Origin of the sequence: Streptomyces sulphureus DSM 40104 (assembly GCF_000381025.1) — a bacterium.
In the GTDB taxonomy this organism is placed as follows: Bacteria; Actinomycetota; Actinomycetes; order Streptomycetales; family Streptomycetaceae; genus Streptomyces; species Streptomyces sulphureus.
The window spans coordinates 299,823-326,571 of record NZ_KB905813.1; the positions used below are offsets into that span (position 1 = coordinate 299,823).

The 26,749-nt window shown below is 73.2% G+C and carries 29 protein-coding genes; 21 read left to right on the forward strand and 8 right to left on the reverse strand.

Annotated elements, in window-relative coordinates; genetic code table 11:
- Positions 1-787: 787 nt before the first annotated feature.
- Positions 788-1,645, reverse strand: a complete 858-nt coding sequence (locus F603_RS0101300; RefSeq protein WP_019544209.1) for a 3-hydroxybutyryl-CoA dehydrogenase — start codon at positions 1,643-1,645, stop codon at positions 788-790.
- Between the two features lie 226 nt (positions 1,646-1,871).
- Here F603_RS0101300 and F603_RS0101305 point away from each other — a divergent pair, with 226 nt between their 5' ends.
- From F603_RS0101305 to F603_RS0101315, 3 genes are all read left to right on the forward strand, one after another.
- Positions 1,872-3,125 (forward strand): glycoside hydrolase family 10-like protein, encoded by a 1,254-nt coding sequence (locus F603_RS0101305; RefSeq protein ID WP_019544210.1) that lies wholly within the window; start codon positions 1,872-1,874, stop codon positions 3,123-3,125.
- A gap of 99 nt (positions 3,126-3,224) precedes the next feature.
- Positions 3,225-3,794, forward strand: coding sequence for a TetR/AcrR family transcriptional regulator (locus F603_RS0101310; RefSeq protein ID WP_019544211.1), 570 nt, complete (start codon positions 3,225-3,227; stop codon positions 3,792-3,794).
- A gap of 50 nt (positions 3,795-3,844) precedes the next feature.
- The gene (locus F603_RS0101315) at positions 3,845-5,020 is read left to right on the forward strand and encodes a GDSL-type esterase/lipase family protein (RefSeq protein WP_019544212.1); all 1,176 of its coding nucleotides are present in this window, start codon (positions 3,845-3,847) and stop codon (positions 5,018-5,020) included.
- Between the two features lie 22 nt (positions 5,021-5,042).
- Here F603_RS0101315 and F603_RS0101320 read toward each other — a convergent pair whose 3' ends face one another.
- On the reverse strand, positions 5,043-5,249 hold the full coding sequence (locus tag F603_RS0101320) for a DUF1918 domain-containing protein (protein WP_019544213.1): 207 nt from the start codon (positions 5,247-5,249) through the stop codon (positions 5,043-5,045).
- 155 nt (positions 5,250-5,404) lie between these two features.
- Between F603_RS0101320 and F603_RS0101325 the strand changes: the two genes are divergently transcribed.
- The 4 genes from F603_RS0101325 (at position 5,405) to F603_RS0101340 (ending at position 8,596) form a co-directional block, all read left to right on the forward strand.
- Positions 5,405-5,851 (forward strand): GNAT family N-acetyltransferase, encoded by a 447-nt coding sequence (locus F603_RS0101325; protein WP_037955186.1) that lies wholly within the window; start codon positions 5,405-5,407, stop codon positions 5,849-5,851.
- 67 nt (positions 5,852-5,918) lie between these two features.
- Entirely contained in the window at positions 5,919-6,488 is a 570-nt protein-coding gene (locus F603_RS0101330; RefSeq protein ID WP_026328049.1) for a histidine phosphatase family protein, read from the forward strand.
- Between the two features lie 137 nt (positions 6,489-6,625).
- Positions 6,626-7,423, forward strand: coding sequence for a GNAT family N-acetyltransferase (locus F603_RS0101335; RefSeq protein WP_019544216.1), 798 nt, complete (start codon positions 6,626-6,628; stop codon positions 7,421-7,423).
- A gap of 138 nt (positions 7,424-7,561) precedes the next feature.
- Positions 7,562-8,596 (forward strand): iron-containing redox enzyme family protein, encoded by a 1,035-nt coding sequence (locus tag F603_RS0101340; RefSeq protein WP_019544217.1) that lies wholly within the window; start codon positions 7,562-7,564, stop codon positions 8,594-8,596.
- A gap of 5 nt (positions 8,597-8,601) precedes the next feature.
- On the opposite strand, the gene F603_RS0101345 is transcribed toward F603_RS0101340, so the two are convergent.
- Complete coding sequence (locus F603_RS0101345; protein WP_019544218.1) at positions 8,602-8,862, reverse strand: CDGSH iron-sulfur domain-containing protein; 261 nt, start codon at positions 8,860-8,862, stop codon at positions 8,602-8,604.
- A 144-nt stretch (positions 8,863-9,006) separates the two neighbouring features.
- A complete protein-coding gene (locus tag F603_RS0101350; RefSeq protein WP_026328050.1) occupies positions 9,007-9,423 on the reverse strand; it encodes a CBS domain-containing protein in 417 nt (138 codons plus the stop codon).
- Positions 9,424-10,021: 598 nt separating this feature from the next.
- Between F603_RS0101350 and F603_RS0101355 the strand changes: the two genes are divergently transcribed.
- Positions 10,022-10,819, forward strand: a complete 798-nt coding sequence (locus tag F603_RS0101355; protein WP_019544220.1) for a class I SAM-dependent methyltransferase — start codon at positions 10,022-10,024, stop codon at positions 10,817-10,819.
- Positions 10,820-10,824: 5 nt separating this feature from the next.
- On the opposite strand, the gene F603_RS0101360 is transcribed toward F603_RS0101355, so the two are convergent.
- Positions 10,825-11,400, reverse strand: a complete 576-nt coding sequence (locus tag F603_RS0101360) for a hypothetical protein (protein WP_019544221.1) — start codon at positions 11,398-11,400, stop codon at positions 10,825-10,827.
- A 256-nt stretch (positions 11,401-11,656) separates the two neighbouring features.
- Positions 11,657-12,355: a GntR family transcriptional regulator gene (locus F603_RS0101365; protein WP_019544222.1), complete on the reverse strand. Its 699-nt coding sequence runs from the start codon at positions 12,353-12,355 to the stop codon at positions 11,657-11,659.
- 216 nt (positions 12,356-12,571) lie between these two features.
- Between F603_RS0101365 and F603_RS0101370 the strand changes: the two genes are divergently transcribed.
- The 5 genes from F603_RS0101370 to F603_RS0101390 are packed head-to-tail and all read left to right on the forward strand — an operon-like array spanning position 12,572 to position 16,967.
- Positions 12,572-13,804, forward strand: a complete 1,233-nt coding sequence (locus F603_RS0101370) for an NRAMP family divalent metal transporter (RefSeq protein WP_019544223.1) — start codon at positions 12,572-12,574, stop codon at positions 13,802-13,804.
- Between the two features lie 39 nt (positions 13,805-13,843).
- Positions 13,844-14,608: a LamB/YcsF family protein gene (locus tag F603_RS0101375; RefSeq protein WP_211231009.1), complete on the forward strand. Its 765-nt coding sequence runs from the start codon at positions 13,844-13,846 to the stop codon at positions 14,606-14,608.
- Between the two features lie 6 nt (positions 14,609-14,614).
- Entirely contained in the window at positions 14,615-15,223 is a 609-nt protein-coding gene (locus F603_RS0101380; protein WP_019544225.1) for a 5-oxoprolinase subunit B family protein, read from the forward strand.
- Positions 15,220-16,128: a 5-oxoprolinase subunit C family protein gene (locus F603_RS0101385; RefSeq protein ID WP_019544226.1), complete on the forward strand. Its 909-nt coding sequence runs from the start codon at positions 15,220-15,222 to the stop codon at positions 16,126-16,128. The genes F603_RS0101380 and F603_RS0101385 overlap by 4 nt, the downstream gene beginning before the upstream one ends.
- A 41-nt stretch (positions 16,129-16,169) precedes the next feature.
- Complete coding sequence (locus tag F603_RS0101390; RefSeq protein ID WP_019544227.1) at positions 16,170-16,967, forward strand: putative hydro-lyase; 798 nt, start codon at positions 16,170-16,172, stop codon at positions 16,965-16,967.
- 19 nt (positions 16,968-16,986) lie between these two features.
- Here F603_RS0101390 and F603_RS0101395 read toward each other — a convergent pair whose 3' ends face one another.
- Both F603_RS0101395 and F603_RS0101400 read right to left on the reverse strand, forming a co-directional pair.
- Positions 16,987-17,355: a hypothetical protein gene (locus tag F603_RS0101395; RefSeq protein ID WP_019544228.1), complete on the reverse strand. Its 369-nt coding sequence runs from the start codon at positions 17,353-17,355 to the stop codon at positions 16,987-16,989.
- A gap of 98 nt (positions 17,356-17,453) precedes the next feature.
- Positions 17,454-18,113, reverse strand: a complete 660-nt coding sequence (locus tag F603_RS0101400; RefSeq protein WP_019544229.1) for a TetR/AcrR family transcriptional regulator — start codon at positions 18,111-18,113, stop codon at positions 17,454-17,456.
- 104 nt (positions 18,114-18,217) lie between these two features.
- On the opposite strand from F603_RS0101400, the gene F603_RS0101405 reads away from it, so the two are divergent.
- From F603_RS0101405 to F603_RS0101450, 8 genes are all read left to right on the forward strand, one after another.
- Entirely contained in the window at positions 18,218-19,156 is a 939-nt protein-coding gene (locus tag F603_RS0101405; protein ID WP_019544230.1) for an alpha/beta fold hydrolase, read from the forward strand.
- A 306-nt stretch (positions 19,157-19,462) separates the two neighbouring features.
- Positions 19,463-20,491: an N-acetyl-gamma-glutamyl-phosphate reductase gene (gene argC, locus F603_RS0101415; RefSeq protein ID WP_019544232.1), complete on the forward strand. Its 1,029-nt coding sequence runs from the start codon at positions 19,463-19,465 to the stop codon at positions 20,489-20,491.
- 97 nt (positions 20,492-20,588) lie between these two features.
- Complete coding sequence (gene argJ / locus F603_RS0101420) at positions 20,589-21,740, forward strand: bifunctional glutamate N-acetyltransferase/amino-acid acetyltransferase ArgJ (RefSeq protein ID WP_019544233.1); 1,152 nt, start codon at positions 20,589-20,591, stop codon at positions 21,738-21,740.
- Entirely contained in the window at positions 21,737-22,699 is a 963-nt protein-coding gene (gene argB, locus F603_RS0101425; RefSeq protein ID WP_019544234.1) for an acetylglutamate kinase, read from the forward strand. Before argJ ends, argB begins: the two co-directional genes overlap by 4 nt.
- A gap of 62 nt (positions 22,700-22,761) precedes the next feature.
- Positions 22,762-23,916 carry an acetylornithine transaminase gene (locus tag F603_RS0101430; RefSeq protein ID WP_106431224.1) on the forward strand — a complete coding sequence of 385 codons (1,155 nt, stop codon included), beginning with the start codon at positions 22,762-22,764 and terminating at the stop codon, positions 23,914-23,916.
- 34 nt (positions 23,917-23,950) lie between these two features.
- The gene (locus F603_RS0101435; RefSeq protein ID WP_019544236.1) at positions 23,951-24,481 is read left to right on the forward strand and encodes an arginine repressor; all 531 of its coding nucleotides are present in this window, start codon (positions 23,951-23,953) and stop codon (positions 24,479-24,481) included.
- Between the two features lie 316 nt (positions 24,482-24,797).
- Complete coding sequence (locus tag F603_RS0101445) at positions 24,798-25,637, forward strand: SDR family oxidoreductase (RefSeq protein WP_019544238.1); 840 nt, start codon at positions 24,798-24,800, stop codon at positions 25,635-25,637.
- Positions 25,634-26,707, forward strand: coding sequence for a class I mannose-6-phosphate isomerase (locus F603_RS0101450; protein WP_019544239.1), 1,074 nt, complete (start codon positions 25,634-25,636; stop codon positions 26,705-26,707). The genes F603_RS0101445 and F603_RS0101450 overlap by 4 nt, the downstream gene beginning before the upstream one ends.
- The last annotated feature ends 42 nt before the right edge of the window (positions 26,708-26,749 follow it).

Sequence of the window (26,749 nt, forward strand, 5' to 3'; positions counted from 1 at the left end):
TCGCAAGCGCACGGTACGCGCGGGAAACCCCGCTCATGCCGCACCGGTACCGCTTGCCCGGCGGCAGCGTCGAGCCGGCAGAAACCGTCTCAGACGGCCCACCGGCAGCGTCCCGTGCTGCCCGACTCCCCCTTCACGGCCGAGGTGCACAGCCATGCCGGCAGCACATCACGCTCGTCCTTCTCACGGCGAGGTCCTGCCCGCGCAGCCGCACGAGGTCGAGCAACGCGGCACCGGCGGGGATGGGAGTCACCGACCGCGAGAGGCAGCCCGTCGGGCTGAAGCCCCCTGAATAAGCCCGCGGCCGCGGCTCGGAACCCCGCAGCCAGGGCAGAGCCACGAAGTCCCGTGCCCGGCGTTCGGGAAGCACGACGCTGCCGGTGGCCTCCGTCCAGATCACCGAGGCGCGCATGTGAATGGCGAGGCAGCCGTCCGGACACTGTCGGACGGTGGCGCCCAGCCGGGCCCCGAGCTCGTTGATCGTCCCCTCGACGACGTTCCTCTCCTGCCGGGGACCAGCAGAGGGGCCGACGCTCGCCCGGTCGATCGCCGCGTGGGCGGAATCGGTTGGGCGTCGCAACCGGGGGCAGCGCTGCCGAGCAACGCGGGTTCGTCGAGTCGTACCTGCCGATCGGCGGGTACGGCCCCTGCCCGAGCGACCGCGGCAGCAGGACGGAGGCGTGATGCCGCCGGTTCAAGTCGGCGACCAGCGGCGGGATATGCCGCAGAGGTGGGGGCCGACCCGCTCGGCGGGAGGCCGGGGCCGCAGCCGCAGCACCCCGGACGGTCAGTACGTGTAGAACCCGGCCTGCGTCTTGCGGCCGAGGCGGCCCGCGTCGACCATCCGCTGGAGCAGCGGGGGAGCGGCGTAGAGCGGCTCCTTGAACTCGGCGTACATGGAGTCGGCGACCGAGGCGACGGTGTCGAGGCCGATGAGGTCGGAGAGCTTGAGCGGGCCCATGGGGTGGGCGCAGCCGAGCTCCATGCCGTTGTCGATGTCCTCCCGGCTGGCGATCCCGGACTCGAACATCCGTATGGCGGAGAGAAGGTACGGGATGAGCAGCGCGTTGACGACGAAGCCCGACCGGTCCTGCGCCCTGATCGTGTGCTTGCCGAGGAGTTCCCCGACGGCGGCCTCGGCGCGGCGGATCGTCTCCTCGCCGGTGGTCAGTGCGGGGATGAGCTCGACGAGCTTCTGCACGGGCGCGGGGTTGAAGAAGTGGATGCCGATGACCTGGTCCGGGCGGGAGGTGGCCACAGCGAGCTTCACCAGCGGAATGGAAGAGGTGTTGGAGGCGAGGATCGCGTCGGGCCGCACGACGACCTGGTCGAGGACCTGGAAGATCTCCGTCTTCACCTGCTCGCTCTCGATCACCGCCTCGATGACCAAATCGCGGTCGGCGAAGTCGCCGAGGTCGGTGGTGAAGGTGAGGCGGTCGAGGACGGCGTCCCGCTCCTCCGCGCTGAGCTTCCCGCGCTCCGCGGCCTTCTCGAGGGAGTTCACCAGCCGTGTACGGCCGAACTCCAGCGCCTCCCCCGTGGTCTCGGCGACCTTGACCTCCAGCCCGGCTCGGGCGCAGACCTCGGCGATGCCGGCGCCCATCTGGCCACAGCCCACCACTCCGACGCGTTCGATGTCGGTCACATCGTGCCTTTCGCTGCTCGCTGGTCCCCTGCACCGACGCAGGTCGGGCCCACGCCGTCTCGCCGCCCGACGTTACCCCCGAACTGTGCCCGCACACGCGTCGGGTGTGGCCCGCGGCACGCAGCACTCCGCGTGCGGGTGTGCACGCGGGGTTGTCCGTGCTGGGTGCGGGCGCCGATGATCTGCCGCGCGGCCTCAACGGGGAGGCCAGGATCGAGGGGAACCCATGGGTCATCTCACACGAAGAACCTTCGCGGTCGGCGGCCTCGGCGCCGCGGCGGGCCTCACCGGCGCCCTCGCGCCGCCGGCCGCCGCCACGGAGCGCGGCACGGCCGGCGGAGCAGCCGGGCACAGGCCGACGGAGGTGCGCGCCATGTGGCTCGCGACCGTCGACAACAGGGACTGGCCGAGCGCCCCGGGACTCCCGCCGGCCGAGCAGCGGGCCGAGCTCCTCGCCCATCTCGACGCGGCGGTCGAGCGCCGCCTGAACACCGTCTACTTCCAGGTCCGTCCGACCGCCGACGCGCTGTGGGAATCGCCGTACGAGCCGTGGTCGGAGTGGCTCACGGGGGAGCAGGGGCGCGACCCCGGCTGGCGGCCCGTCGAGTTCGCCGTCCGGGAGGCGCACCGGCGGGGGCTGCGGATCGAGGGGTGGTTCAACCCGTACCGCATCGCGCTGCACGACGACCCGTCGCGGCTCGCCGCCGACCATCCCGCGCGGCTGCACCCCGAGTGGGCCGTCTCCTACGGCGGGCAGCTCTACTACAACCCGGGCATCCCCGAGGTGCGGCGCTTCGTGCAGGTGGCGATGGTCGACGCCGTCCGCCGGCATCCGCTCGACGGCGTGCACTGGGACGACTACTTCTACCCGTACCCGGTCGAGGGCGAGGAGTTCGACGACGCGGCGGCGTTCGCCGAGTACGGCCGCGGCTTTCCCGACGTCGCCTCCTGGCGCCGGGCCAACGTCGACCTGCTCGTTCAGGAGACGGCGCTGCGGGTGCGGCGGTTGCGGCCGGGCGTCCGCTTCGGCGTCAGTCCCTTCGGCGTCTGGCGGAACGCGGCCACCGATCCGCGGGGGTCGGCGACGGAGGCGGGGGTCACGACCTACGACGACCTGTACGCGGACACCCGGAAGTGGGCGCGCGGCGGATGGGTCGACTACCTCGTCCCGCAGCTTTACTGGAACATCGGCTTCCCCGCCGCCGACTACGCGGAGTTGGCGCGCTGGTGGGTGCGGACGGTACGCGGTACGGGCGTCGACCTCTACGTCGGCGAGGCCCTCTACAAGGCCGGTGATCCGGAGCAGTCCGCTGAGTGGCAGGACCCGGACGAGCTCTCGCGCCATCTCTCCCTCTGCCGGCGGTTTCCCGAGGTGCGGGGGCACGCCTTCTTCTCCGCGCTGGAGGTGTCGCAGGACGTGATCGGGGCGATGGACGCCGTCGTCCGCGATCACTACGGGCACCGCGCGGTGCTCCGCTAGACGCGCGGCCCCCGTCCCGCGGCGGGCGGGGGCCGTCTCCTGTTTGCCTAAACCCCTTAGGTGGATGCAGAGTGGGTGTCGGAAAACGGGAGGCACCATATGGCACGCGCAGGGCTCACGGCCGAGCGCCTCACCGAGGCGGGCGCGGAACTCGCCGACGAGGTCGGCTTCGAGCACGTGACGGTCTCGGCGCTGGCGCGGCGGTTCGACGTCAAGGTCGCGAGCCTGTACTCGCACCTCAAGGGCTCACACGACCTCAGGACGAGGATCGCCCTCCTGGCGCTCGACGAGCTCGCCGACCGCGTCGCCGACGCCCTCGCGGGCCGCGCGGGCAGGGACGCGCTCGCCGCGTTCGCCCACGCCTACCGCGACTACGCGCGAGAGCACCCCGGCCGTTACACAGCGGCGCGTCTGCGCCTCGACCCCGAGGCGGCGGCGAGGAGCGCAGGCGTGAAACACGCGCAGATGACGCGCGCGATCCTGCGCGGCTACGACCTGACGGAACCCGAAGAGACCCACGCCGTCCGGCTGTTGGGCAGTGTCTTCCACGGCTACATCAGCCTGGAGGCTTCCGGAGGATTCGAGCACACCGCCGTCCCGGCCGAGGAGTCCTGGGCCTGGGCCCTCGACCGCCTCGACGCGCTGCTAAGGCACCGTCCCACTCCCTGACCCCGCCTCCGTCCGCGGCGGACGGAGCCCCTGACCGACAGGCTGAGGCAATGAGCAACGACTGGACCACCACCCCCCTGACGCCCGAACTCGTGCGCGGAGCTCTGGAGTTGGAGTACACCGACCAGGGCGTCCGCCCGCACAGGCTGCCGGCGCGCGCCCGCGCGCAGGGCGCCGACGGGCAGCTCCTCATGGCCGAGGCCCAGACGTCGGGCGTGCGGCTCGCCTTCCGCACCCGGGCCACCGCGGTCGAGCTCGACACCCTTCCCACCAAGCGCACCTACGTGGGCGCCCCGCCGCGTCCGGACGGCCTCTACGACCTGCTCGTCGACGGCCGCCTGGTGGACCAGGGGAGCGTGGTGGGCGGCAGCACCCTGGTGATCGACATGACCGCCGGAACCGCGGAGACCCGTACCGGCCCGGTCGGCACCCTCCGCTTCGACGGCCTGCCCGCCCGCGCGAAGGACGTCGAGATCTGGCTGCCGCACAACGAGGCGACGGAGCTCGTGGCCCTGCGTACCGACGCGCCCGTCGAGCCGGCAGCCGACCGCGGGCGCAACGTCTGGCTGCACCACGGCAGTTCGATCAGCCACGGCTCCGACGCCGCGAGCCCGACGGCCACCTGGCCCGCGCTCGCCGCCTCCCTCGGCGGCGTGGAGCTCGTCAACCTCGGCTACGGCGGCAGCGCCCTCCTCGATCCGTTCACGGCGCGGACTCTCAGGGACACGCCCGCCGACATGATCAGCGTCAAGATCGGCCTCAACCTCGTCAACGCGGACCTGATGCGGCTGCGCGCCTTCGTCCCCGCCGTCCACGGGTTTCTCGACACGATCCGTGAGGGCCACCCGACGACGCCGCTGCTCGTCGTCTCGCCCCTGCTGTGCCCGATACACGAGGACACCCCGGGGCCGGCCGCACCCGACTTCTCCCTGATGGCCGAGGGGCGACTCCAATTCCGGGCGACGGGCGACCCGGAGGAGCGAGCCGCGGGGAAGCTCACGCTCAACGTCGTCCGCGAGGAGCTGGCCAGGATCGTCGAGCAGCGGGCTGTCGAGGACGCGCACCTCGCCTACCTCGACGGGCGCGACCTCTACGGCGAGGCGGACGCGTCCGAACTGCCGCTCCCCGACGGCCTCCACCCGGACGCGGCCACGCACCGCCGCATCGGCGAGCGCTTCGCCGGACGCGTCTTCACCGGCGACGGCGTGTTCGCCGGCAGGGAGTGAAACCGCCTCCGCCGTACGGTGCTCAGCGGTTGGGGCGCGGCTGGTTCGGCGTCTCCTTGACGCAGTCGGGTCCTGGCGCGACGACGGCTTCGTGGCCGTCGTCCTCGAAGCGCACGCGGTACGGCGGCTCGCCCTCCGTGCCGAGGACCTCCAGGACCTGCGCGGCGCGGTCGTGCTGTCCGACCGCCCTGCCGTGCATCAGGAGCCGGTCGCCTGCTGTCGCCTGCATCGGAGCCTCCTTGCCGCTCGCAGGGGCCGGCGGACCGCGACCGCCCGGTCGCGTGGCCGGCGGATGGCTCTCCTCCCAGGCTACGGCGACGGGCGGCCCCCGTCGCGTTCACGTAGCGTGGTTGCGGCTGCGGGGAGCGTGGCACGATGGCCGCCATGGACGAGCAGCCGACCCTTCCAGCGCCCTACGAACTCTCGGTCGACGTCGGCAGGTTGGACCGCGACAAGGTCCACGGCTGGCTCTCGCAGGACGCGTACTGGGCGCTGGGGCGTCCCCGCGAGACACAGGACAGGGCGATCGACGGCTCGCTCAACTTCGGTGTGTACGACGCGGGTTCGGGCGAGCAGGTGGCGTACGCGCGGGTTGTGACGGACGGCGCGACGTTCGCCTGGCTCTGCGACGTCTACGTGGAGCGCGGTGCGCGCGGTGCGGGCGTGGGGACGGCGCTCGTCGCGGCCGTGCGTGCGCGGCTGCACGAGTACGGGGTGCGGCGGACCCTGCTGTGCACCGAGGACGCGCACGCCCTCTACCGTAAGAGCGGTTTCTCCCAACTCGCCGATCCCGAGCGGTGGATGGCCGCCTTCGGAGGCACGGGGACCTGACCCCGTACTGCTCCCGAACTGCCGACGGGGTCTCGAACAACCGGCGTGGCGCGCCTAGTATCGGCCAATGCACCTTCGTGTGACGCTGCTTGCGGCGGGGCGGAGTTCGAGCCTGCTCGACGTGCGCTTCGACGACGAGCGTCCGCTCGACCAACCCGGGTGGCACGAGGTGCGCCGCAGGGTCCCGCTCCTTGCGCACCTCGCGGCGGCGGAGATGCGGTACTGCTCACCGTCTCCCCGCTGCCGGGAGACCGGCGACCTCCTCGGGCTCGCCCCGCTCGCCCAACCGGCCCTGCGCGACTGCGACATGGGCCGCTGGCGCGGCTACACGCTCCAGGAGGTCGCGGCCGTCGAGTCGCACTCCGTCGACCAGTGGGTCGCCGACCCGCGCAGCGCGCCGCACGGCGGGGAGTCGCTCCTCGGCTTCATCCAGCGGATCGGGGGATGGCTCGACACCCGTCCGCTCGGTGAGACGGGCTGGATCGTCGCCGTGGCGGAGCCGGCGGTCGTGCGGGCCGCCCTGTGCTACGCACTCAAGGCGCCGCCGCACGCGTACTGGCGGATCGAGGCCAACCCGCTCAGTTCCGTCTCGCTCGTCGGGAGAGCGGGGGACTGGAGCCTCGGCCTGGAGGCGTGAGCCCCACGGTGCTGAGCGCCAACGGGACGGCGTGCGACGGGAGTCGAGGCGCCGTATTACGGTTGCGGCTCCTCGCGCCCCGGTGTTGGCTGCGCTGCACGGCTCGAAGACGGGCCGGACGGCGGCAGAGGAGGGCCATGACGAGTGAGCTGCAGGACGAACGGACCGCGCTGCTTGCGATGTTCGACGCGGAGGTCCGGCGGGGAGCGGCGCCCGACGTGCCGGGCGCACGAGTGGAGGCGGTGGGCGGCGTCGTCCGCCAGGTCGGTGGCCCCGGCGAGAGCAACGCCGTCCTCCACAGCGATCTCGCTGCCGAGGACGCGGATCGCGTCGTACGCGAACAGTGCGCGTATCTGACCGGATTGGGGCACGGCTTCGAGTGGAAGCTGTACGCCCACGACCGTCCGGCGCACCTTCCGGACGTCCTCCGCGCTGCGGGCCTGTGCCCGGGTACGCCGGAGACGGTGATGGTCGCGCCGGCGGCGGCGACGGCCGTCCCCGAGGCGCTGCCCGAGGGGGTGCGCATACGCACGGCGGGTCCGGGAGACATCGATGCGGTCTGCGAGGTGCACGAGCGTGCATTCGGCCGGCCCATGCCGGGGCTCCGGGATCGGCTCACATCCCAACTCGCCGCCGACGAGGCGGGGTTGTACGCGGAGACGGTCGTCGTGACGGCCGAGGGGCCGCAGGGGCCCGTGAGCGCGGCGCGATTGGAGCTGCCGCCGCGGGGGCGCTTCGCGGGGCTCTGGGGCGGCGGAACCCTCCCAGGGTGGCGCGGGCGCGGCGTCTATCGCTCCCTCATCGCGCACCGTGCCGCCGTCGCCGTCGAGCGGGGGTACACCTACCTGTACGTCGACGCGTCCGAGGAGAGCCGACCCATTTTGGAGCGCCTCGGCTTCGTCAAGCTCACGACGACGATCCCTTACGCGCCGTAGAAGGCGGCTCCTGGTTTGCCGCACCGGAACCGAGGAACGCGGGTTCCGTAGGCTGTGCGGCCGTCCCTGACGGTCGCACACGGGGCGCGCGCCGGGTAGTGGGCGCGCGCCAGCCACCACCGGTGCCGGGAGTCCGCCATGAAGACAGCAGACGCGCCCTCCGCAACCCCGCAGACCGACGGCCTCGTACCCCTGCCGGAACCCCGGGGCCCGCTCTCGGAGCTGCTGGTCGGCGTGCTCGGCGCGGGGCCCGCCGGCAGCCGGCTCGGCGACTGGCAGCGCCTCGTCGACGGCGCCGATCCGTTCGGCGAGGACCTCCAACTGACCCTCTACCTCTGCTACGAGCTGCACTACCGCGGCCTCGCGGGCGCCGACCCGGAGTGGGAATGGGACCCGGGCCTGCTGGCGATGCGCTCGGCGGCGGAGCGGACGTTCCTCATGGGCGTCCGTTCCTCCGTCAGCGGGGGAGACGACGTGCAGTCCGCACTCGCCGCCCTCCTCACCGAGCCCGAGGGCGCCGCCGGACTCTCGGGGCGGCTCCTCGACGACCGTAGCTGGTGGCAGATGCAGGAGTTCCTCGCGCACCGCTCCGTCTACCACCTCAAGGAGGCGGACCCGCAGCTCTGGGTGATTCCGCGCCTCGGCGGACGCGCCAAGTCGGGCCTCGTCGCCGTGGAGTTCGACGAGTTCGGCGCCGGGCACGAGACCCGCGTCCACGCCCGCCTCTACGCCGACCTGCTGACGGGCGCGGGACTCGACGCCGGATACCTGCGCTACCTCGACCACGCCTCGGCGCCCGCACTCGCGATCGTCAACACGATGAGCCTCTTCGGCCTCCACCGCTCGCTGCGGGGCGCCATGGTCGGGCACTACGCCGCGGTCGAGATCACCTCCTCGCCCGCGTGCGCCCGCCTGGCCCGTGCCCTGGAAGAGTTGGAGGCACCGGAGGAGTGCGTGCACTTCTACCGGGAGCACGTGTCGGCCGACGCGGTCCACGAGCAGCTCCTGCGGCGGGACGTGGTGGACGGCCTCCTCGACGAGGAACCGCACCTCGCCGGGGACGTCGTACTCGGCCTCCAGGCAGCGGAGTTGATGGAGGACCGGTTCGCCGCGCACCTGACGCGGGCCTGGGACGACGGGGCCTCCTCGCTTCGGCGCCCCCTCGCCGACTGACCCTTCTACTCGGCGGAACCCTTCTTCTCCCGGCGGCACGGGCGGCGGCGGTGGCTCGTGTCGCACCAGGGGAAGTCGGCGCTGCGGTGGCAGGTGCAGAGCGCCACCATGAAGCGCTCGGAGCGTGCAGTCCCGCCGCCGGGGAGTGCGATCTCCACGGGGCCTTCAACGAGCATCGGGCCGGCCGGGTCGATCATGACGCGCCGGGCGTCCGCGTCGCCGGGCTGGCGGTCGCGATCGGGCTCCAACTGCGGGGCGTTCGGCACCGTCGATCACCCACTCCTACGGTCTGCCGCCGGCTCGTACCGGCGGACTCCCCGCCCGGGTACCTGCGGGAAGCGCAGACAAACGCGGCAGGGCCGCGGCCCGTCCGTCCGGCCCGCGGCCCTGCCGCTCGCTTCCGTCGCTGTTCAGTCGGCGGAGACGGCCTCGACGAGGCGCCCCGTCTCGGACTCGGGGAGCGTGCGGGCGACGTCGGCGAGGGCGATCATGCCGACGAGCGCGTCGCCGTCGATCACCGGGAGCCGGCGGACCTTGTGCTCGGTCATCGTGTCGAGCACCTCCCCGGCGTCGTCGTCCGCTCCGACGGTGACGGCCTCGGCCTGGTTGAGGCTGCCGGCGGCCATGCCTCCCGGGTCCCGGCCGGGGGCCAGCACCTTCGTCACCAGGTCGCGGTCGGTGACCACGCCCTTCAGCTTGTTGTCCTTGCCGCAGATCGGCAGGGCGCCGAGGCCGTGCTGAGCCATGAGGCGCGCTGCGTCACCTGCGGTCTCGTCGCTCTGTACGCAGACCGCGCCGGGGGACATCACGTCGCGTGCGACGGTCATGGTGCTCACCTCCACGGGGACGGCCGACGCCGTGGTCGCGATGTCGGCCAACTTCCCCTGCTCACTTCGCTTTTGCGCCCCGCGCCGGTTCCGGTCCGGGCGGGCACGGGCCCCAGCCTGCGGCGCGACGGCCTGACGAGCGCCCTGCGCCCCGGCTGGGACGGCCTGGCGGACGGGTGCCCTTCGGCCCCGGGCCGAAACCCGCTCAGGCTGCTGCGCGCCGCGCGACGGGTGGGCGGGGTGCCATGCGGTGCAAGCACCTTGTATTGCACCGCTGTTGGTCGGACGGTCGGTACACACGACGACGAGCCGAGCTCCGGACCGGTCGCGGGACGCCCTGGGCGACGACCTGCCCGACGAGCCGGACGATGCGCGGGAAGATTGCCGCTGCCCAGCGAGCGGCTTACGTCGGCCGACCGCTGCATGGTGGTCGGCGCTCACGACTGCTGGCTGAGCCCGGCCTTCGGGGCCGAGCCGAAGGCCGCCGGGCCCTCGCGAAGACCGGGCGCACCCACGGAGCCTCAGCCGTCAGCTCCCGCCGCTAGCCTGGAGGTCGGCGGCCCAACATCCCGGAAGCGTAGGCGAGTCGGAGGGCGCGGTGGACCCGTTCGACAGGTGGGAGCGGCAGGTCTGGGCCGGCAGTGGTGCGGCCTACGCTGCCGGTCTCGCCCGGCTCTGCGCCTTCCCCGTGCCGCGGCTCCTCGCAGCGTCCGGTGTGTCCGCAGGGGATGCCGCGCTCGACGTGGGCACCGGCACCGGGGCGGCAGCCGGTGGTCTCCGTGCGCGCGGCGCCTCCGTCGTCGCGCTCGACGCCGAGCCCGATATGGCCGCGCGTGCTGCCGACGCCCTGCGGCAGGCGCCGGTCCTCGTCGGTGCGCTTCCCGAACTCCCCTTCCGCAGCGGCGTTTTCGACGCGGCGGTGGCCAACTTCGTCGTCAACCACGTGGCACGCCCCGGGGCCGCGCTCCGGGAGATGCGGCGCGTGGTGCGCACGGGTGGCCGCTTCGCCGCGACGGTCTGGGCGGCACCGCCCGCCGCCGGGCAGGCGCTCGTCGGCCGCGCCCTCGACGAGGCCGGCGCCGGCGAGCGGCCGCGGTTGGCGGAGCGGGAGGAGTTCGCCCGTACCGAGGAGGGGCTCCGGGAGCTCTCGTACGCCGCCGGGTTCTCCGACGTCCGCTGTACGACGCTGCGTTGGACACACCGCACGACCCACGCGGAGTGGTGGGGAGCCCAGGCGGCGGGCGTCGGCTCGACGGGCCACGCACTGCGCGCCCAACCTCGGGCCGTACAGGAGGAGGCGCAGCACGCCTTCGTGCGACTGAGCCGCCGATTCGCCGCCCACGGCGGCGAGTTGGCGCTGCCCCACGCCGCAGTGCTCGTCTCCGGGCGGGCTTGAGGCCGTCACACCCGGAGCGCGCGGTGCCCCTGCGCCGTCGCCACGAGCGGCCCCCGCTCCTCCCAACCGACGGGCAGCGAGGCGAGGTTGCGCTCGACGTCGGCGAGGCATCCGGCGGCCCCGCACTCGCAGCACAGGGTGAGCCGCACCGACTCCCACACCGGTGCCCACGGCCGCGCAAAGAACTGGCGGTACTGCGCGACGGGTGCACGGTTGGCATACCTCGCCAACTTCCGCCGACCCGCCGCATCTCGCGCGTGCGGCCCGGCCGCCAGCGGCTGCTCCAGCGCCGCGTGCACCCGCGCCGCCGTCGCCTCCGCGCCGTGCTCGCCGTCGACGTGCACGACGGCGCCGCCCGCGGCCGCAACCTCCGCCGCGATGTCACGGCGCAGCAACTCGTAGAGGCGGAAGGCGCCTTGGTCCGGCTCCAGTCCCCGCCGACGGAGCCGCCGCTGCTGCACCGCGGCGGTCGGGAGGAGCCACACGGCGCGCTCGACCCCGACCGCGGCGGGCGTCAGGGGAGTCCCCTCGGCGAGGACGAGCGGGGCGGCGGGAAGGCGCGCGAGGTCCTCCTCGACCATCGCACCGCGCTCGCGGTGCAGCGACTCGGCGAGGAGCCGCCCGTCCGGCGCACGCCACCGCTCCTCGCGCGCCGTCGACTCCCAGTGGGCCGCGGCCTCGTGGCCGGCGGCGAGTGCGCGGTCGCGGTGCTCCCAGGTGTGTGCGTCGGCGCTGTACCAGCGCAGCCCGAGGCGGCGGGAGAGAAGCCGCGCGACCGTCGTCTTGCCGGCGCCAGGGGCCCGCCGAGCCGGACGATCGGAGGGCCGCCGGGGCCCTTCACGCCCGGTACGAGCCGTACCCCTCGACGAGCTGGGTCTCGGCGGTGTCGAAGTAGGCGTCGAGCCGCTCGGCGGCGGTGCGCCAGGAGGCGGCGGCGAGGAGGTCGGCGATCTCGCGGTTGAGGCCGAGGTAGGGCTCGTGGAACTCGCGGGGGCGGGACATCACATGGAAAGCGAGGCGGAGTTCGGCGAGGACCTGGCGCATGGTCTCGTTGGCGCGGGGGCTGCACGCGAGCGCGACGAGGGCCTCGTGGAAGCGCATGTTCGCCGTGCCGACGTCCCACCAGCGCTCATCCCGCGCGGCCCGCTCGCCCTCGGCGACGGCTTCGGAGACCGCCTCCACCAGCGCCTTCGGCGCCCCGGCTGCGCGCTGCACCGAGCTGGTCTCCAGCAGCCGACGTATGCGGTACAGGTCGACGACGTCGTCCACGGAGAGCACCCGGACGAAGACCCCGCGGTGGAACTCGTGGACCACCAGACGCTCGTGGACGAGCAGGCGGAACGCCTCACGCAGGGTGTTGCGGGAGACGGCGAGCGCCTTGCCCACCCCCTCCTCGGAGAGCTGCGTCCCGGGCGTCAGCGCACCGTCGATCACCCGCTGCCGGAGTATGTCGGCGACCCGCTCCGCGGTGCTGGCGCGGTCGAGCAGCAGCCGATCGTTGGCAAGCAGATCCATCCACTTGTCCGTGGCGGTCATCGTCCCCCCATCTCGACTAACTCGGCCTGGAGCGCAGTGTAACGAGGAATTTTCACAGCGAGTATCGAGCGGCCTCGGCCCCAGACCGAGGAAATTCCGCTCCGTCCATTGCAGGATTGTTGAACAATCCTCTACGTTGAGCCGAACCGCGCCACCGTGGCCGGTTTTCAGTGCTCCAGCACCGCCGGCCGGCGGTGCCCCGTGGATCGGAGAGCCATGGCTGACGAGATAGACGAGGTCGAGACAGCGCCGCCCCGCCGCTCGCCGGCGAAGCGCGGCGCGCTCATGGGCGCCGTCTTCCTGATGGCGACGAGCGCGATCGGGCCCGGGTTCATCACCCAGACCACCGAGTTCACCCTGGAACTCGGGGCCGCCTTCGCCTTCGCGATCCTGCTGTCGATCGTCGTCGACATCGCCGTACAGCTGAACGTCTGGCGCGTGATCGGCGTCTCGGGGATGAAGGCCCAGGACCTCGGGAACAAGGTCGTGCCCGGCCTCGGATACCTGATGGCCGCGCTCGTCGTCTTCGGCGGGCTCGTCTTCAACGTCGGCAACGTCGCGGGTGCCTCGCTCGGGCTCGACGCCATGTTCGGCCTCGAGACGAAGATCGGCGGCACCCTCTCCGCGCTGATCGCCGTCGGGATCTTCCTCAGCAAGCGCGCGGGCGCCGCGATGGACAAGCTCGTCGTCGCCCTGGGCGCGCTGATGATCCTGCTCACGGCGTACGTCGCGATCGTCTCGGAGCCACCGGTCGGCGAGGCGATGAAACAAGCCGTGCTCCCCGACACCGTCAGCTTCCTCGCGATCACCACGCTCGTCGGCGGGACCGTCGGCGGCTACATCACGTACGCCGGTGCCCACCGCCTCGTGGACGCAGGTGTCTCGGGGCCCGAGCGGGTCAAGGAGATCAGCCGCACCTCGGTGATCTCCATGCTCGTCACGGGTGTCATGCGCGTCCTGCTCTTCCTCGCGCTCCTCGGTGTCGTGGGCGGGGGCGTCTCGCTCGCCGAGGCCAACCCGACGGCCTCGGCCTTCCAGCACGCGGCGGGCGAGGTCGGGCTGCGGCTCTTCGGGATGGTGATGTGGGCCGCGGGCATCACCTCGGTCATCGGTGCCGCCTACACCTCGATCTCCTTCGTCTCCAGCTTCACGCCGAGGCTGGAGCGCTCGCGGAACTGGCTCGTGCTCGGGTTCATCCTGATCTCGCTGCTCGTCTTCCTCGTCCTCGACCAGGCCCCGACGACGCTGCTGGTGCTCGCCGGCGCGCTCAACGGCCTGATCCTCCCGATCGGCTTCGGGGTGCTGATGTGGATCGCCTGGCGCCGCCGCGACCTGCTCCACGGGTACCGCTACCCGAGGTGGCTGCTGGTGGTCGGCATCCTGGTCTTCGCCCTCACCGTCTACCTGGGAGCCAACTCGATCACCGGCATCGCCGACCTGTGGAACTAGTGCCCCGGCACGGCCGGGCTGTGGAGAACTGAGGTGAGCATGGACCTGAACTCGGACCTCGCGGAGGGCTTCGGCCGCTGGGAGCTCGGCGACGACGAGGCGCTGCTGGCGATCGTCACCAGCGCCAACGTCGCCTGCGGCTACCACGCGGGGGACGCCACGGTGATCCGCCGCGCATGCGAGCAGGCGGCGCACCACGGAGTCGCCGTCGGCGCCCAGGTCGGATACCGCGATCTTCCCGGGTTCGGGCGCAGGTTCATCGACGTCCCACCGCCGGAGCTCACCAACGACGTCCTCTACCAGATCGGCGCGCTCGACGGCCTCGCCCGCGTCTCGGGCACGCGGGTCCGGTACGTCAAGCCGCACGGCGCGCTCTACAACGCACTCGTGCACCACGCCGAACAGGCCGCCGCCGTCGTCGAAGCGGTGCGGGCCTGGGACCCGGAGTGCGCCGTGCTCGGCCTCCCCGGCTCGCAGTGGCTGGCGCAGGCCGAGCGAGCCGGACTCCCGGTCCACCGCGAGGCGTTCGCCGACCGCGCATACACGCCCGAGGGCACCCTCGTCCCGCGACGGGAGCCGGGGGCCGTCCTCCACGACCCGCAGGAGATCGCCGACCGCTGCGTCCGCATCGCCGCCGGCGAGCCGATCACCGCGATCGACGGGTCCGCGCTCCGCGTCACCGCCGACTCGCTGTGCGTGCACGGCGACAGCCCCGGCGCCGTGCAGATCGCCGAGGCCGTGCGCGACCGGCTGCGGTCGGAGGGCGTCGCCCTGCGTTCCTTCGCGGCAGAGCGGGAGATGTGACCCGCGTTGCGGTTCCTGCGCTGCGCCGACCACGGCCTGCTCGTCGAACTCGCCGACCTCGACGAGGTCCTGGCGCTCTACGCCGCTCTTCGGGCGGAGCCGCCGCCGGGCGTCACCGACCTGGTACCCGCGGCCCGCACCCTCCTCCTCCACCTCGCCGCCGACGCCGACGCGGGCGGCGTAGAGCGCGCGGTCCGCGAGGCGGAGCCCTCGGCGGGTTCGCAGGGCGAGGGCCAACTGCTGCGCGTCCCCGTCGTCTACGACGGGGCGGACCTCGGCGAGGTCGCCGAGCTCACCGGACTCACCCGGCGCGAGGTGGTCGACCGCCACACCGCGGCCGAGTGGACGGTCGCCTTCGGCGGCTTCGCACCTGGCTTCGGCTACCTCGCAGGCGGTCCACCGGAGTTGACGGTGCCGCGGCGCGCCGAGTCGCGGACGCGCGTGCCGGCGGGCGCCGTCGGGCTCGCGGGCGAGTTCAGCGGCGTCTACCCGCGGGAGTCGCCAGGCGGTTGGCAGTTGATCGGCAGGACGGAGTTGCCCATGTGGCAGGTGGACCGCGACCCTCCGGCCCTGCTGCGGCCCGGGGTCCGCGTCCGCTTCGAGGAGGTCTCATGACGACGGACGCCCCCGCGCGCGAAGCCCTGGAGGTCGTCTCGACGGGCCCGCTCGCGACGCTCCAGGACCTCGGCCGTCCCGGCCTCGCACACATCGGCGTCGGCGCCTCGGGCGCCGCCGACCGCGGGGCTCTGCGCCTCGCCAACCGGCTCGTCGCCAACCCCGAGAGCGCGGCGGCGATCGAGGCGACGCTTGGCGGGCTCGCCGTCCGCGCCGTGCGTGAGGTGGTCGTCGCCGTCACCGGTGCGCCCTGCCCCGTCACCGTCGACGGGGTCGCCGCCGCGCCCCACTCGGTGGTGCGGGTGCCGGCGGGGGCCGAACTGCGGCTCGGTGTACCGCAGTCGGGGCTGCGCAGCTACCTGGCGGTACGTGGTGGCCTCACCGTCGATCCGGTGCTCGGCTCGCGGGCGACCGACGTCCTCGCCGGGCTCGGCCCCGACCCCCTCACCGCGGGGACGCATCTGCCCGTGGGGCCGCCGCCGGAACGGTTCCCCTGCATCGACCTCGCGCCTGTCGAGGCGCCCGTCTCCGGGGAGCTCACCCTCCGCGTCGTGCCCGGGCCGCGCGCCGAGTGGTTCACGCAGGCGGCGCTCGACGCCCTGTTGAGCAGCGCGTACGAGGTGACGTCGGAGAGCAACCGTGTCGGCATGCGGCTCGACGGGCCCCTTTTGGAGCGTGTGCGCGCCGAGGAGCTGCCGAGCGAGGGGATGGTCGCGGGCGCGCTCCAGGTGCCGCCCTCGGGGCAGCCGACGCTCTTCCTCGCCGACCATCCCGTCACCGGTGGCTACCCCGTGATCGCCGTCGTCGCCTCGCGCGACGTCGACCGGGCGGCGCAGGCGCGGCCGGGGCAGCGCGTCCGCTTCACCGTGAGCCCGTCGCGTGCGTCGCGCCACCGCACCCACTGACGCGGTGCACCCGTCCCGACAAGCAGAGAAGTGAGGGCAAGATGACCCACGTCCCGCACCCTGCGCCCCGCGAGCTCACCCCCGAGCAGGCGCGGGCGGCCTTCCGCGGCGGGCTCAAGGCGCCGACCTCCGGGTACAGCGCGGGCTGGACACAGGCGAACCTGCTCTGCCTGCCCCGTGCGGAGGCGTACGACTTCCTCCTCTTCGCCCAGCGCAACCCCCGCTCGTGCCCCGTCCTCGACGTGACGGAGCCGGGTGAGGCGTCCGCGTCGATATTCGCCGGGGACCTGCGGACGGACCTGCCCGGCTACCGCGTCTACCGGGACGGCGAGTTGGCCGAGGAGCGCACCGAGGTCACCGGTGTGTGGCGGGAGGACCTCGTCTCCTTCCTCATCGGGTGCAGCTTCACCTTCGAGGCGGCGCTGCTGGAGGCAGGCGTCCCCGTCCGGCACATCGAGGCGGGGAGCAACGTCCCGATGTACCGCACCAACCGCGCGTGCCGTCCGGCCGGTGCGCTCGCGGGGCCGCTCGTCGTCTCGATGCGCCCCGTCCCTGCCGACCAGGTCGCGACGGCGGTCCGGGTCACCTCGCGGTATCCCGCGGTGCACGGTGCGCCCGTCCACGTCGGGGCGCCGGGGGAGTTGGGCATCGACGACCTGGACGTGCCGGACTTCGGCGACCGGGTCGAGGTCGCTCCCGGCGAGGTACCGGTCTTCTGGGCGTGCGGCGTCACCCCGCAGGCGGCCGTGATGCACTCGCGCCCGTCCTTCGCGATCGGCCACGCGCCGGGCCACATGGCGATCACCGACGCGCGGGACAGCGGGTTCCAGGTTCCGTAGGCCCAAGACGGCGGACGGCTCAACTCGCCGCGGCACCGGAGGCGACCGTGAGCACGAACACCCCGACCAGCGCGGCGAGTCCGACCGCTCCCGCCTTGGCGCCGCCGCGCGGCACGAGGACACCGACGACGGAGGCGAGCGTCACCGCAGGTGCGAGGTAGAGGCAGGCCATCACCAGCGCGCCGTCGAGCGGCAGCGAGCTCCGGATTCCGTCCTCGCACGACGGAGAAGAGGAAGAACACGCCACCGCGAAGAGCGGCCCGAAGACGGTGGTGAACGCGCCCGCCACCACGAGCACCAGTACAAGCACCGCGCGTCCGGCCCAATCGGCCCCGCTCGGGCGGGTGTTGGCGTGTTGCTCAGCCGTGTCCGTCTCCTGGCTTCCCATGCCGTCGACGTTACGGAGGCGCCGTCTCCCCCGGTATCCGTCGGGATACTCAGAGGGACGTGGGTGCCGACTACCCCTGTGACAGAGGCGGTTGCGCCTCAGTGCGAGAGGAGCCCGGTGAGGACCCGGTGCATCGCCCGCTCGAAGAGCGCCTGCACGTCGGCGTCGGTGTCGGACTCCGCCATCGCCGCCGCCACGAACGGATGGCCTCCGGCCTCCGCCGACGCCAGGTAGGCGGCCTGGGAAGCCCGGCGGTCCGTCCGCCCCTGGTGCGCCGCCAGTTCGGTCCTGGCGAAGAGCGAGACGAGCGCGTTGGTCAGCGCGACGACCTCCATCCTGGCCCGGCCCGAGAGCGGCGCCGGTGCCGTGGCGGCGAGCGCGTACTCCAGGAAGTCGAGCCCGCGCGGCCCCAACCGCAAGGGCTCCGGCGGGACTTCGCAGAGCCAGGGGTGGCGCAGATGCACCGTTCTGGTCCGGCGGGCGAGGGCGAGCAGGTCGGCGACGGGGTCGCCGGAGAGCGGGACGTCGAGTGCGATCTCGCCCGTCACGGCGTCTGTCATCAGGTCGAGCAGGTCGTCGCGGCCCGAGAGGTGGCGGTAGAGCGACGCCTGCCCCATGCCGAGGGCTCCGGCCACCTGTCGCATGGACACCGCGGACAGGCCGCGGCGGTCGGCCAAGTCGACGGCGGCCGCGGTGAGCTCGGCCCGGCTGTACGCGGCAGCCGGGCCGCGTGCGCCCTGCTCCGGGCGCGACCACACGCTCGGCGCTCCTTCGGCCACGCCTCTTCACCCGCCCTTCCGTGCCGACGTCCGGCCGCCTAGTATAAAAACCGCGAACAGTGTTCTCGGTTTTGGGAGTCCCCGTGCCTGCTTCCCCGCCCGACCGACCGTGGACCCCGACGCGCTGGGCGGAGAACGGCGAGGTCCGCCTCGCCTACGACCAGTTGACGGAAGGCGGCGAAGGCGAGCCGCTGCTCCTCGTCGCGGGGCTCGGCGCGAACCGGCGCTGGTTCCCTGAAGGTCTCGGCCGGCTCCTGGCAGCACAGGGGTTCGCCGTCGCCCGCTACGACCAGCGGGACGGCGGCGAGTCGACGCACCTGCCGCCCGCCCCCACGCGCAACCCCGTCTCCGCGCTCGTCCGCGGGCGTCAAGTCGCCTACACCGCCGAGGAGATGACCGACGACGCGGTCGCCGTGCTCGACGCCCTCGGGTGGCGGACGGCGCACCTGCTCGGCGTCTCACTCGGCGGCGCCGTGGCCCAGCGCGTCGCGCTGCGGCACCCGACGCGCGTCCGCACGCTCACCTCGATGGCGGCCGTGCCGGGCGACGCCGCGGGGCTGCGCGCCCTGCGGTACGTGCGCCTCTCCACCCTCCTGCGGTTCGCGCGGCTCAGGTTCCCCGACACCCGCGAGGGCGCCGTCGAAGCGGGCGTCGCCGTCTCCCGCCTTCTCGCCTCCCCCTCGCACCCGTTCGACGAGCGCGCGGCGCGGGCCGCCGCCGTGCGCAACGCCGACAGAGGCGTCCACGACGCGCAGGCGCAGAGCCGGCAGATCGGCGCCGTGTGGCACGGCGGCGCCATCGAACGGATCACGCGGCCCGCGCTCGTGCTGCACGGCGCCGACGACCCCTTGATCAAGCCCCGCGCAGCCGAGGCGATAGCGGCGCGGATACCGGGCGCCCGGCTGGCGCTGCTTCCCGGCGTCGGGCACGACCTCCCCGAGCCCTGCTGGCCGCGCGTCGTATCGGAGGTGCGCCGGCTGGCGGACGGTGCCGACGACTCCCCGTCTCCACGGGCCGGTTGACGTGCGACGAGCTCGGGATACGGCGACCGCTCGCCACGAGGGCTGGGCGGCGCGTCCTCGGGCGAGCCGCGGCTTCCTAGTGCGGACGGTGCCGTCCGGGGCGGATCAGGGACGAGTGGCCGTCAGCGCGACCAGGGCGGAGGTTGCCGTCGCGGGCCTCCTGGCGTCCGTGAGCGTCTCGCCGATCTCCTCGGCGGCCAACCGAGCGAGCGGCTCAGCGTCGGCGCTGCTCCGCGGGTGATCATCGCCACCATTGCATAACACTGCTGAAATACGTATAGTCATCCATCGAGGGATGGAGGTCTCATGGCAGTGCGAGCAGCGGTGGCGGGGGCGAGCGGATACGCGGGCGGTGAAGTGCTGCGCCTGCTCGACGCGCATCCGCAGGTCGAGGTGGGCGCGCTCACCGGTGGGTCCAACGCCGGGCGCAGCCTCGGCGAACTCCAGCCGCACCTGGCGCCCTTCGCCGACCGCGTGCTGGAGGAGACGTCGCCCGAGGTGCTCGCGGGGCACGACGTCGTCTTCCTCGCGCTGCCGCACGGCCAGTCGGCCGCGGTCGCGGCGGCTCTCGGCGAGGAGGTCCTCGTCGTGGACTGCGGCGCCGACTTCCGCCTCTCCGACGCCGAAGCATGGCAGCGGTTCTACGGCACCGAGCACGCCGGCACCTGGCCGTACGGCCTCCCCGAACTCCCCGGCGCCCGTACGGCGTTGCGCGGCGCCCGCCGCATAGCCGTGCCCGGCTGCTTCCCCACCGCCGTCTCGCTCGCGCTCTACCCCGCCTACGCGGCGGGACTCGCCGCACCCGAGGCCGTGATCACCGCGGCGACGGGCACTTCGGGCGCCGGCAGGTCGCTGAAGCCGCACCTCCTCGGCAGCGAGGTCATGGGCTCGATGAGCCCGTACGGCGTCGGCGGCGTCCACCGGCACACCCCCGAGATGGCGCAGAACCTCTCCGCGGCCGCGGGCGAGCCCGTGACCGTCTCCTTCACGCCGACGCTCGCCCCGATGTCCCGCGGCATCCTCGCCACGTGCAGCGCCAAGGCGGCCCCCGGCGCCGACGGTGCACAGTTGCGCGCCTCCTACGAGAAGGCGTACGGGGACGAGCCGTTCGTCCGCCTCCTCGCCGAGGGCACCTGGCCGACGACGGCCGCCGTCCAGGGCGCCAACTCGGCACAGGTGCAGGTCGTCCACGACGAGGCCGCCGACCGGATCATCGCGATCAGCGCCATCGACAACCTCACCAAGGGCACGGCGGGCGGCGCGGTCCAGAGCATGAACCTCGCTCTCGGCTTCCCCGAGACCCTCGGCCTCCCCGCCGCAGCCGTCGCCCCCTGACGGAACGCATCCCGGGTGCCGGCCGTACGGCGGCGCCCGTACCCCGACCTGCCCCGCGCGGGCCCTCCGGCGGCCCGACGAGAAACGAGGAATCCACATGAGCGTGACCGCTGCCAAGGGGTTCACGGCTGCCGGCGTAGCCGCCGGGATCAAGGAGAGCGGAGGGCCCGACCTCGCGCTCGTCGTCAACACCGGGCCGCGCCTCACCGCCGCCGGCGTCTTCACCGGCAACCGCGTCAAGGCGGCGCCCGTGCTCTGGTCCGAGCAGGTCCTCAAGGGCGGCCAGGTCTCGGCCGTCGTCCTCAACTCCGGTGGCGCCAACGCCTGTACGGGGGCGGCGGGCTTCCAGGACACGCACGCGACGGCCGAGCGGGTCGCGGAGGTCCTCGGCCACAGCGCCGGCGAGGTCGCCGTGGCGTCGACGGGGCTGATCGGCACGCGCCTGCCGATGGACCGCCTACTCGCCGGCGTCGACGCGGCGGCAGGGGCGCTCTCCCCGCACGGCGGCGAAAAGGCGGCCCTCGCGATCAAGACGACGGACACGGTGCACAAGACCGCCGTCGCCGAGGGCGAGGGCTGGACGGTCGGCGGCATGGCCAAGGGCGCCGGCATGCTCGCGCCCGGACTCGCCACCATGCTCGTCGTCCTCACCACCGACGCCGATGCCGACACCGGAACCCTCGACCGTGCGCTCCGCGAGGCGACCCGCACCACCTTCGACCGCGTCGACTCCGACGGCTGCATGTCCACCAACGACACCGTTCTCCTCCTCGGCTCGGGCGCGTCCGGCGTCGTCCCCGAGGAGAAGGAGTTCGCAGAGGCCGTCCGCGCGGTCTGCGACGACCTGGGGCAGCAGTTGATCAGGGACGCCGAGGGCGCCTCGAAGGACATCCGCGTCGACGTCGTGGGAGCGGCGAGCGAGAGCGAGGCGGTCCTCGTCGGCCGCACGATCGCCCGCAACAACCTCCTCAAGTGCGCCATCCACGGCGAGGACCCGAACTGGGGCCGCGTGCTCGCCGCGATCGGCACGACGGACGCCGCCTTCGACCCCGACGCGCTCGACGTCGCCATCAACGGCGTACAGGTCTGCCGGGGCGGCGCCATCGGCGAGGATCGCGACCTCGTCGACATGCGCTTCCGCGAGGTGCACATCACCGCCGACCTCTCCGCGGGCGACGCCTCGGCGACGATCTGGACCAACGACCTCACCGCCGACTACGTCCGCGAGAACAGCGCCTACTCCTCATGAGCACCCGCAAACACACAGCCCTGCCCAAGGCCCGCACCCTCATCGAGGCGCTGCCCTGGCTGACCAGGCACCACGGCAAGACCGTCGTCGTGAAGTTCGGCGGCAACGCCATGGTCGACGAGGAGCTGAAGGCCGCCTTCGCGCAGGACGTGGTCTTCCTCAGGCACGCCGGCCTCCGCCCCGTCGTGGTGCACGGCGGGGGACCGCAGATCAGCGCCCAACTCGACCGGCTCGGCCTGGAGTCGGAGTTCCGCGCCGGGCTCCGCGTCACCACGCCCGAGACGATGGACGTCGTACGGATGGTCCTCGCGGGGCAGGTCCAACGCGAGCTCGTCAACCTGCTCAACCGGCACGGCCCGCTCGCCGTCGGTATGACGGGCGAGGACGCGCACATCATGGCGGCGACGAAGCACTACGCCGAGGTGGAAGGCGAGCGCGTCGACCTCGGCCGGGTCGGCGAGATCACCGAGGTCGACACGGGCGCCGTCCAGGCTCTCCTCGACGACGGCCGCATCCCGGTGATCTCCTCGATCGCCCGCAGCGTGGACACCGGCGCGGGCGAGGACCCCGGGGTCTACAACGTCAACGCGGACACCGCCGCCGCCGCGCTCGCCGCGGGGCTCGACGCCGAGACGCTCATCGTCCTCACCGACGTCGAGGGGCTCTACGCGGACTGGCCCCGGAGCGACGACGTGATCAGCCAACTCACCGCGGCCGAGCTGGAGAAGCTCCTCCCCGACCTCGCCAGCGGCATGGTGCCGAAGATGGAGGGCTGCCTCCACGCCGTCCGCAACGGCGTGCACACCGCACGCGTGCTCGACGGCAGGGTGCCGCACAGCATCCTGCTGGAGATCTTCACCGACGAGGGGATCGGCACCATGGTGCTCCCCGACCCGCCCCCGGCCCCGCGGACACCCGGCGGGACCGGAGCCGTACCCGCTTCCGAGGAGACACCGTGACGTCCCAAGAGCCGACCCCCGCAGCCAACCAGGCCCTCACCGCCCGCTGGCAGGCGGCGCTGATGGACAACTACGGCACCCCGCGCCTCCCGCTCGTGGAAGGCGAGGGCATGCGCGTACGGGACGCGGAGGGCAACGAGTACCTCGACTTCTTCGCCGGCATCGCCGTCAACGCGCTCGGCACCGCGCATCCCGCCGTCGTCGGCGCCGTCAGCGCGCAGGTGGCGAGGCTCGGCCACGTCTCCAACCTCTTCGTCGCCGAGCCGACCGTCCGCCTCGCCGAGCGGCTGCTCGGGATCGCCGGGCGCGAGGGCCGCGTCTTCTTCTCCAACTCCGGTGCGGAGGCGGTCGAGGCGGCCTTCAAGATCGGCCGCCGGACGGGTCGCCGCCGGATGGTCGCCAGCGACGGCGGCTTCCACGGGCGCACCATGGGCTCGCTGGCGCTCACCGGGCAGCCGGGCAAGCAGGAGCCGTTCGAGCCGCTCCCCGGCGACGTCACGCACGTGCCCTACGGCGACACCGAGGCGCTGCGCGCGGCCGTCGACGAGGACACCGCGTTCGTCATTCTGGAGCCGATCCAGGGTGAGAACGGCGTCGTCGTACCGCCCGAGGGGTATCTCGCCGCGGCACGCGAGATCACGCGGGAGGCCGGGGCGCTGCTGATCCTCGACGAGGTGCAGACCGGCATCGGCCGCACCGGTCAGTGGTTCGCCTGCCAGGCCCAGGGCGTCGAGCCCGACGTCATCACGCTCGCCAAGGGGCTCGGCGGCGGCCTCCCGATCGGCGCGACGCTCGCCTTCGGCGAGGCGGCCGAGCTGCTCACGGCCGGCCAGCACGGTTCGACGTTCGGCGGCAACCCCGTCTCGTGCGCCGCCGGGCTCGCCGTCCTCGACACCCTCGACGGCGGCCTCCTCGACGAGGTGAAGCGCCTCGGCTCCCGCCTCGCCGAGGGCCTCACCCAACTCGCCCACCCGCTCCTCGACCACGTGCGCGGTAGGGGACTGTTGCTCGGTATCGTGCTCACCGAACCCTTGGCGCCGCAGGTCCAGCAGAGCGCGCAGGAGGCCGGTTTCCTCGTGAACGCCCCGGCCCCGCACGTCATCCGGCTGGCGCCGCCGCTGATCGCGGGCGAGGAAGAGGTGGACGCGCTGGTACGGGCGTTCCCCGCCGTCCTCGACGCCGCACAGTCGGCCGCGGAAGCGGCGGGACGGGGGTGAAGAGCCGACGAGGAACCACGGAGGACCGGGGACGATGAGCGACGAGCAGCAGACGGGGGGCCTGGCCGTACCGCAGACCCGCACGGCGAGGCATCGACGGATCGTCGACATCCTCAACCGTCAACCGGTGCGCTCCCAGAGCCAGTTGGCGAAGGTCCTCGCCGACGACGGGCTCCACGTCACCCAGGCGACGCTCTCCAGGGACCTCGACGAGCTCGGCGCCGTGAAGATCCGCAACACCGGCGGCGAGCTGATCTACGCCGTCCCCGCGGAGGGCGGCGACCCGACACCGCGGGCCCCGCTCGGCGAGTCGGCGAGCGAGGCCCGCATGGCGCGGCTCGCGGGCGAACTCCTCATCAGCGCCGAGGCGTCCGCGAACCTCGTGGTACTCCGCACCCCGCCCGGCGCGGCCCAGTTCCTCGCCTCCGCGATCGACCAGGCCGGCGTCCACGAGATCATCGGCACCATCGCGGGCGACGACACCTTGCTCCTCATCAGCCGCGACCCCGAGGGCGGTCACGCACTCGCCGGGCACCTCCTCGCGCTGGCCCAGAAGGAGAGCTGACCCGCTGCGGCGAGGACCTTCTCGTGAAGTCGCGCGGAGCGGGCAGCAGTTGGGCGCCGTGTCCGGGTGCCCCCTTCTCGCCGTGCGACGTGGCTGCGGAAAAGGCGGTTGGGGTTCGGCAGGGCCGAGCCCCCTCGTGGCGCGACGCCCTTCGCCCGATGCGGATCCGTCTCGCGCCCGTCCGCGCCGTCCGCGACGCGCCCGCAGCGGAGCGCACCGCCGTCGTCCAGGTGGTGGCGGGCCCGCTCGCCGGGCAGCATGGGTGAGGCAGCACCGCCGACTCTCCCACCCTGCTCGCACGGGGATCGGAGGCACCATGTCGAAGGCCCGACAGCAGCAGTCCCCGCCCGGTACCACCTCCGAGATGGACCCCCACCCCGACCACGGCGAGCGGAGCTACCGGGGAAGCGGGCGGCTCGCCGGCAAGGCGGCCGTCATCACCGGTGGCGACAGCGGGATCGGGCGCGCGGTCGCCATCGCGTACGCGCGGGAAGGGGCGGACATCCTCCTCTCCTACCTCGACGAGCACGAGGACGCGTCCGAGACGCGGCACTGGGTCGAGGAGGCGGGCCGCCGGTGCCTGTTGGTCCCCGGGGACGTGGCCGAACCCGCGCACTGCCGGGCCGTCATCGCCGAGGCCCTGGAGAAGCTGGGCCGCATCGACGTACTCGTGAACAACGCCGCGTTCCAGATGACGCACGACTCGATCGAGGACGTGCCCGACGAGGAGTGGGACCGGACGCTCGCAATCAACATCAGCGCCTTCTTCCACCTGACCAAGGCGGCCGTCCCGCACATGGAGCCCGGTGCGGCGATCATCGGCAGCACCTCGGTCAACTCCGACGCCCCACCGCCCCAACTGCTCCCGTACAACGTCACCAAGGCGGGGATCGCGAACATGGTCGGCTCGCTGTCGCAGCTACTCGGGCCGAGGGGCATCCGCGTCAACAGCGTGGCGCCCGGGCCCATCTGGACACCGCTCATCCCGTCGACGATGCCGCCGGAGCAGGTGGAGAGCTTCGGGTCCGGCGTCCCGCTCGGGCGGCCGGGACAACCGACCGAACTGGCGCCGGTCTACGTGATGCTCGCCTCCGACGAGGCCAGTTACGTCTCCGGCGCCCGGATCGCCGTCACCGGCGGGCAGCCGATCCTGTGAGCCGGTACGGCGTCGGCCCGTACCCGCTGCGGCTGACGACCCCCACCAAGTCGCTCGTCTTCGGCGGTCGGGCGATCGCCCGCCGTCTGGGAAAGCGCGGCCTCCCGGACCGGAGCGTCGCGGAGACGTGGGAGTGCAGCGACGTCACCGGCTCCGAGTCCTTCGTGGAGTCCGGGCCCCTGGCCGGCAGGACGTTGCGCCGGGTGCTCATCGACCACCCGGAGGAAGTGATGGGCGCCGGATGGTCGGGCCGGTACTTCCCCCTGCTGACCAAGTTCATCGACGCGACCGGCGCCCTCCCGGTGCACCTGCACGCGGACGACGAGGCCGCCCGCCGACTGGAGGGTCAGCACAACGGAAAGACGGAGGCGTGGCACATCCTCGACGCCGCCCCCGGCGCGACCGCCCTCTGCGGCGTCCGCGACGGGGTGACGCCGGACCGGTTGCGCGCCGCGCTGGAGGCCCAGGACTTCGACGCGGTACTGCGCCGCCTGCCCGTCCGCGCGGGGGAGACCGTCTACGTGCCGGGCGGCACGCCGCACACCTTCGGTCCCGACACGCTCGTCTACGAGATCGAGCAGACGTCCGACATCCAACAGCACGCGATGCGTTGGAGAATGGAGGACGGTTCGACCGTCGGCGACGCCGAGTTCGACGCCAACCTCGACATGCTGATGCAGCAGGTCGACATGGCGTCGCGACCGGAGTTCACGCCCGGGCTCGGCGTCGCGGTCGGTGACGGGGTGGACCGCGTCTTCCTCTCCGCGGGACCGCACTTCGCCCTGGAGCGCTGGCGCGCCGGTACGGCGGAGCCCCTGCGCCGCTCCTTCGCGACCGGGCAGGTCCTCTCCAACGTCGGCTCGACCGTACACGTGCGGACGGGCGGCCACAGCGAGCAACTGGGCCCGGCGCAGACGTTCTTGTTGCCCGCGGTCTGCGGCGAGGTCGAGATCCGCGGGCCTGCCGACGTCCTCTTCGGCTACCTCCCCGACCTCGCCCGCGACGTCCGCGGACCGTTGCGGGAAGCCGGCTACCCGCCGGACGCGATCGCCCGCCTCGGCGCCTGCTGACCCGCGGAACGGCACCACCGCGAGCGGGGGGGGGGCGCCCAC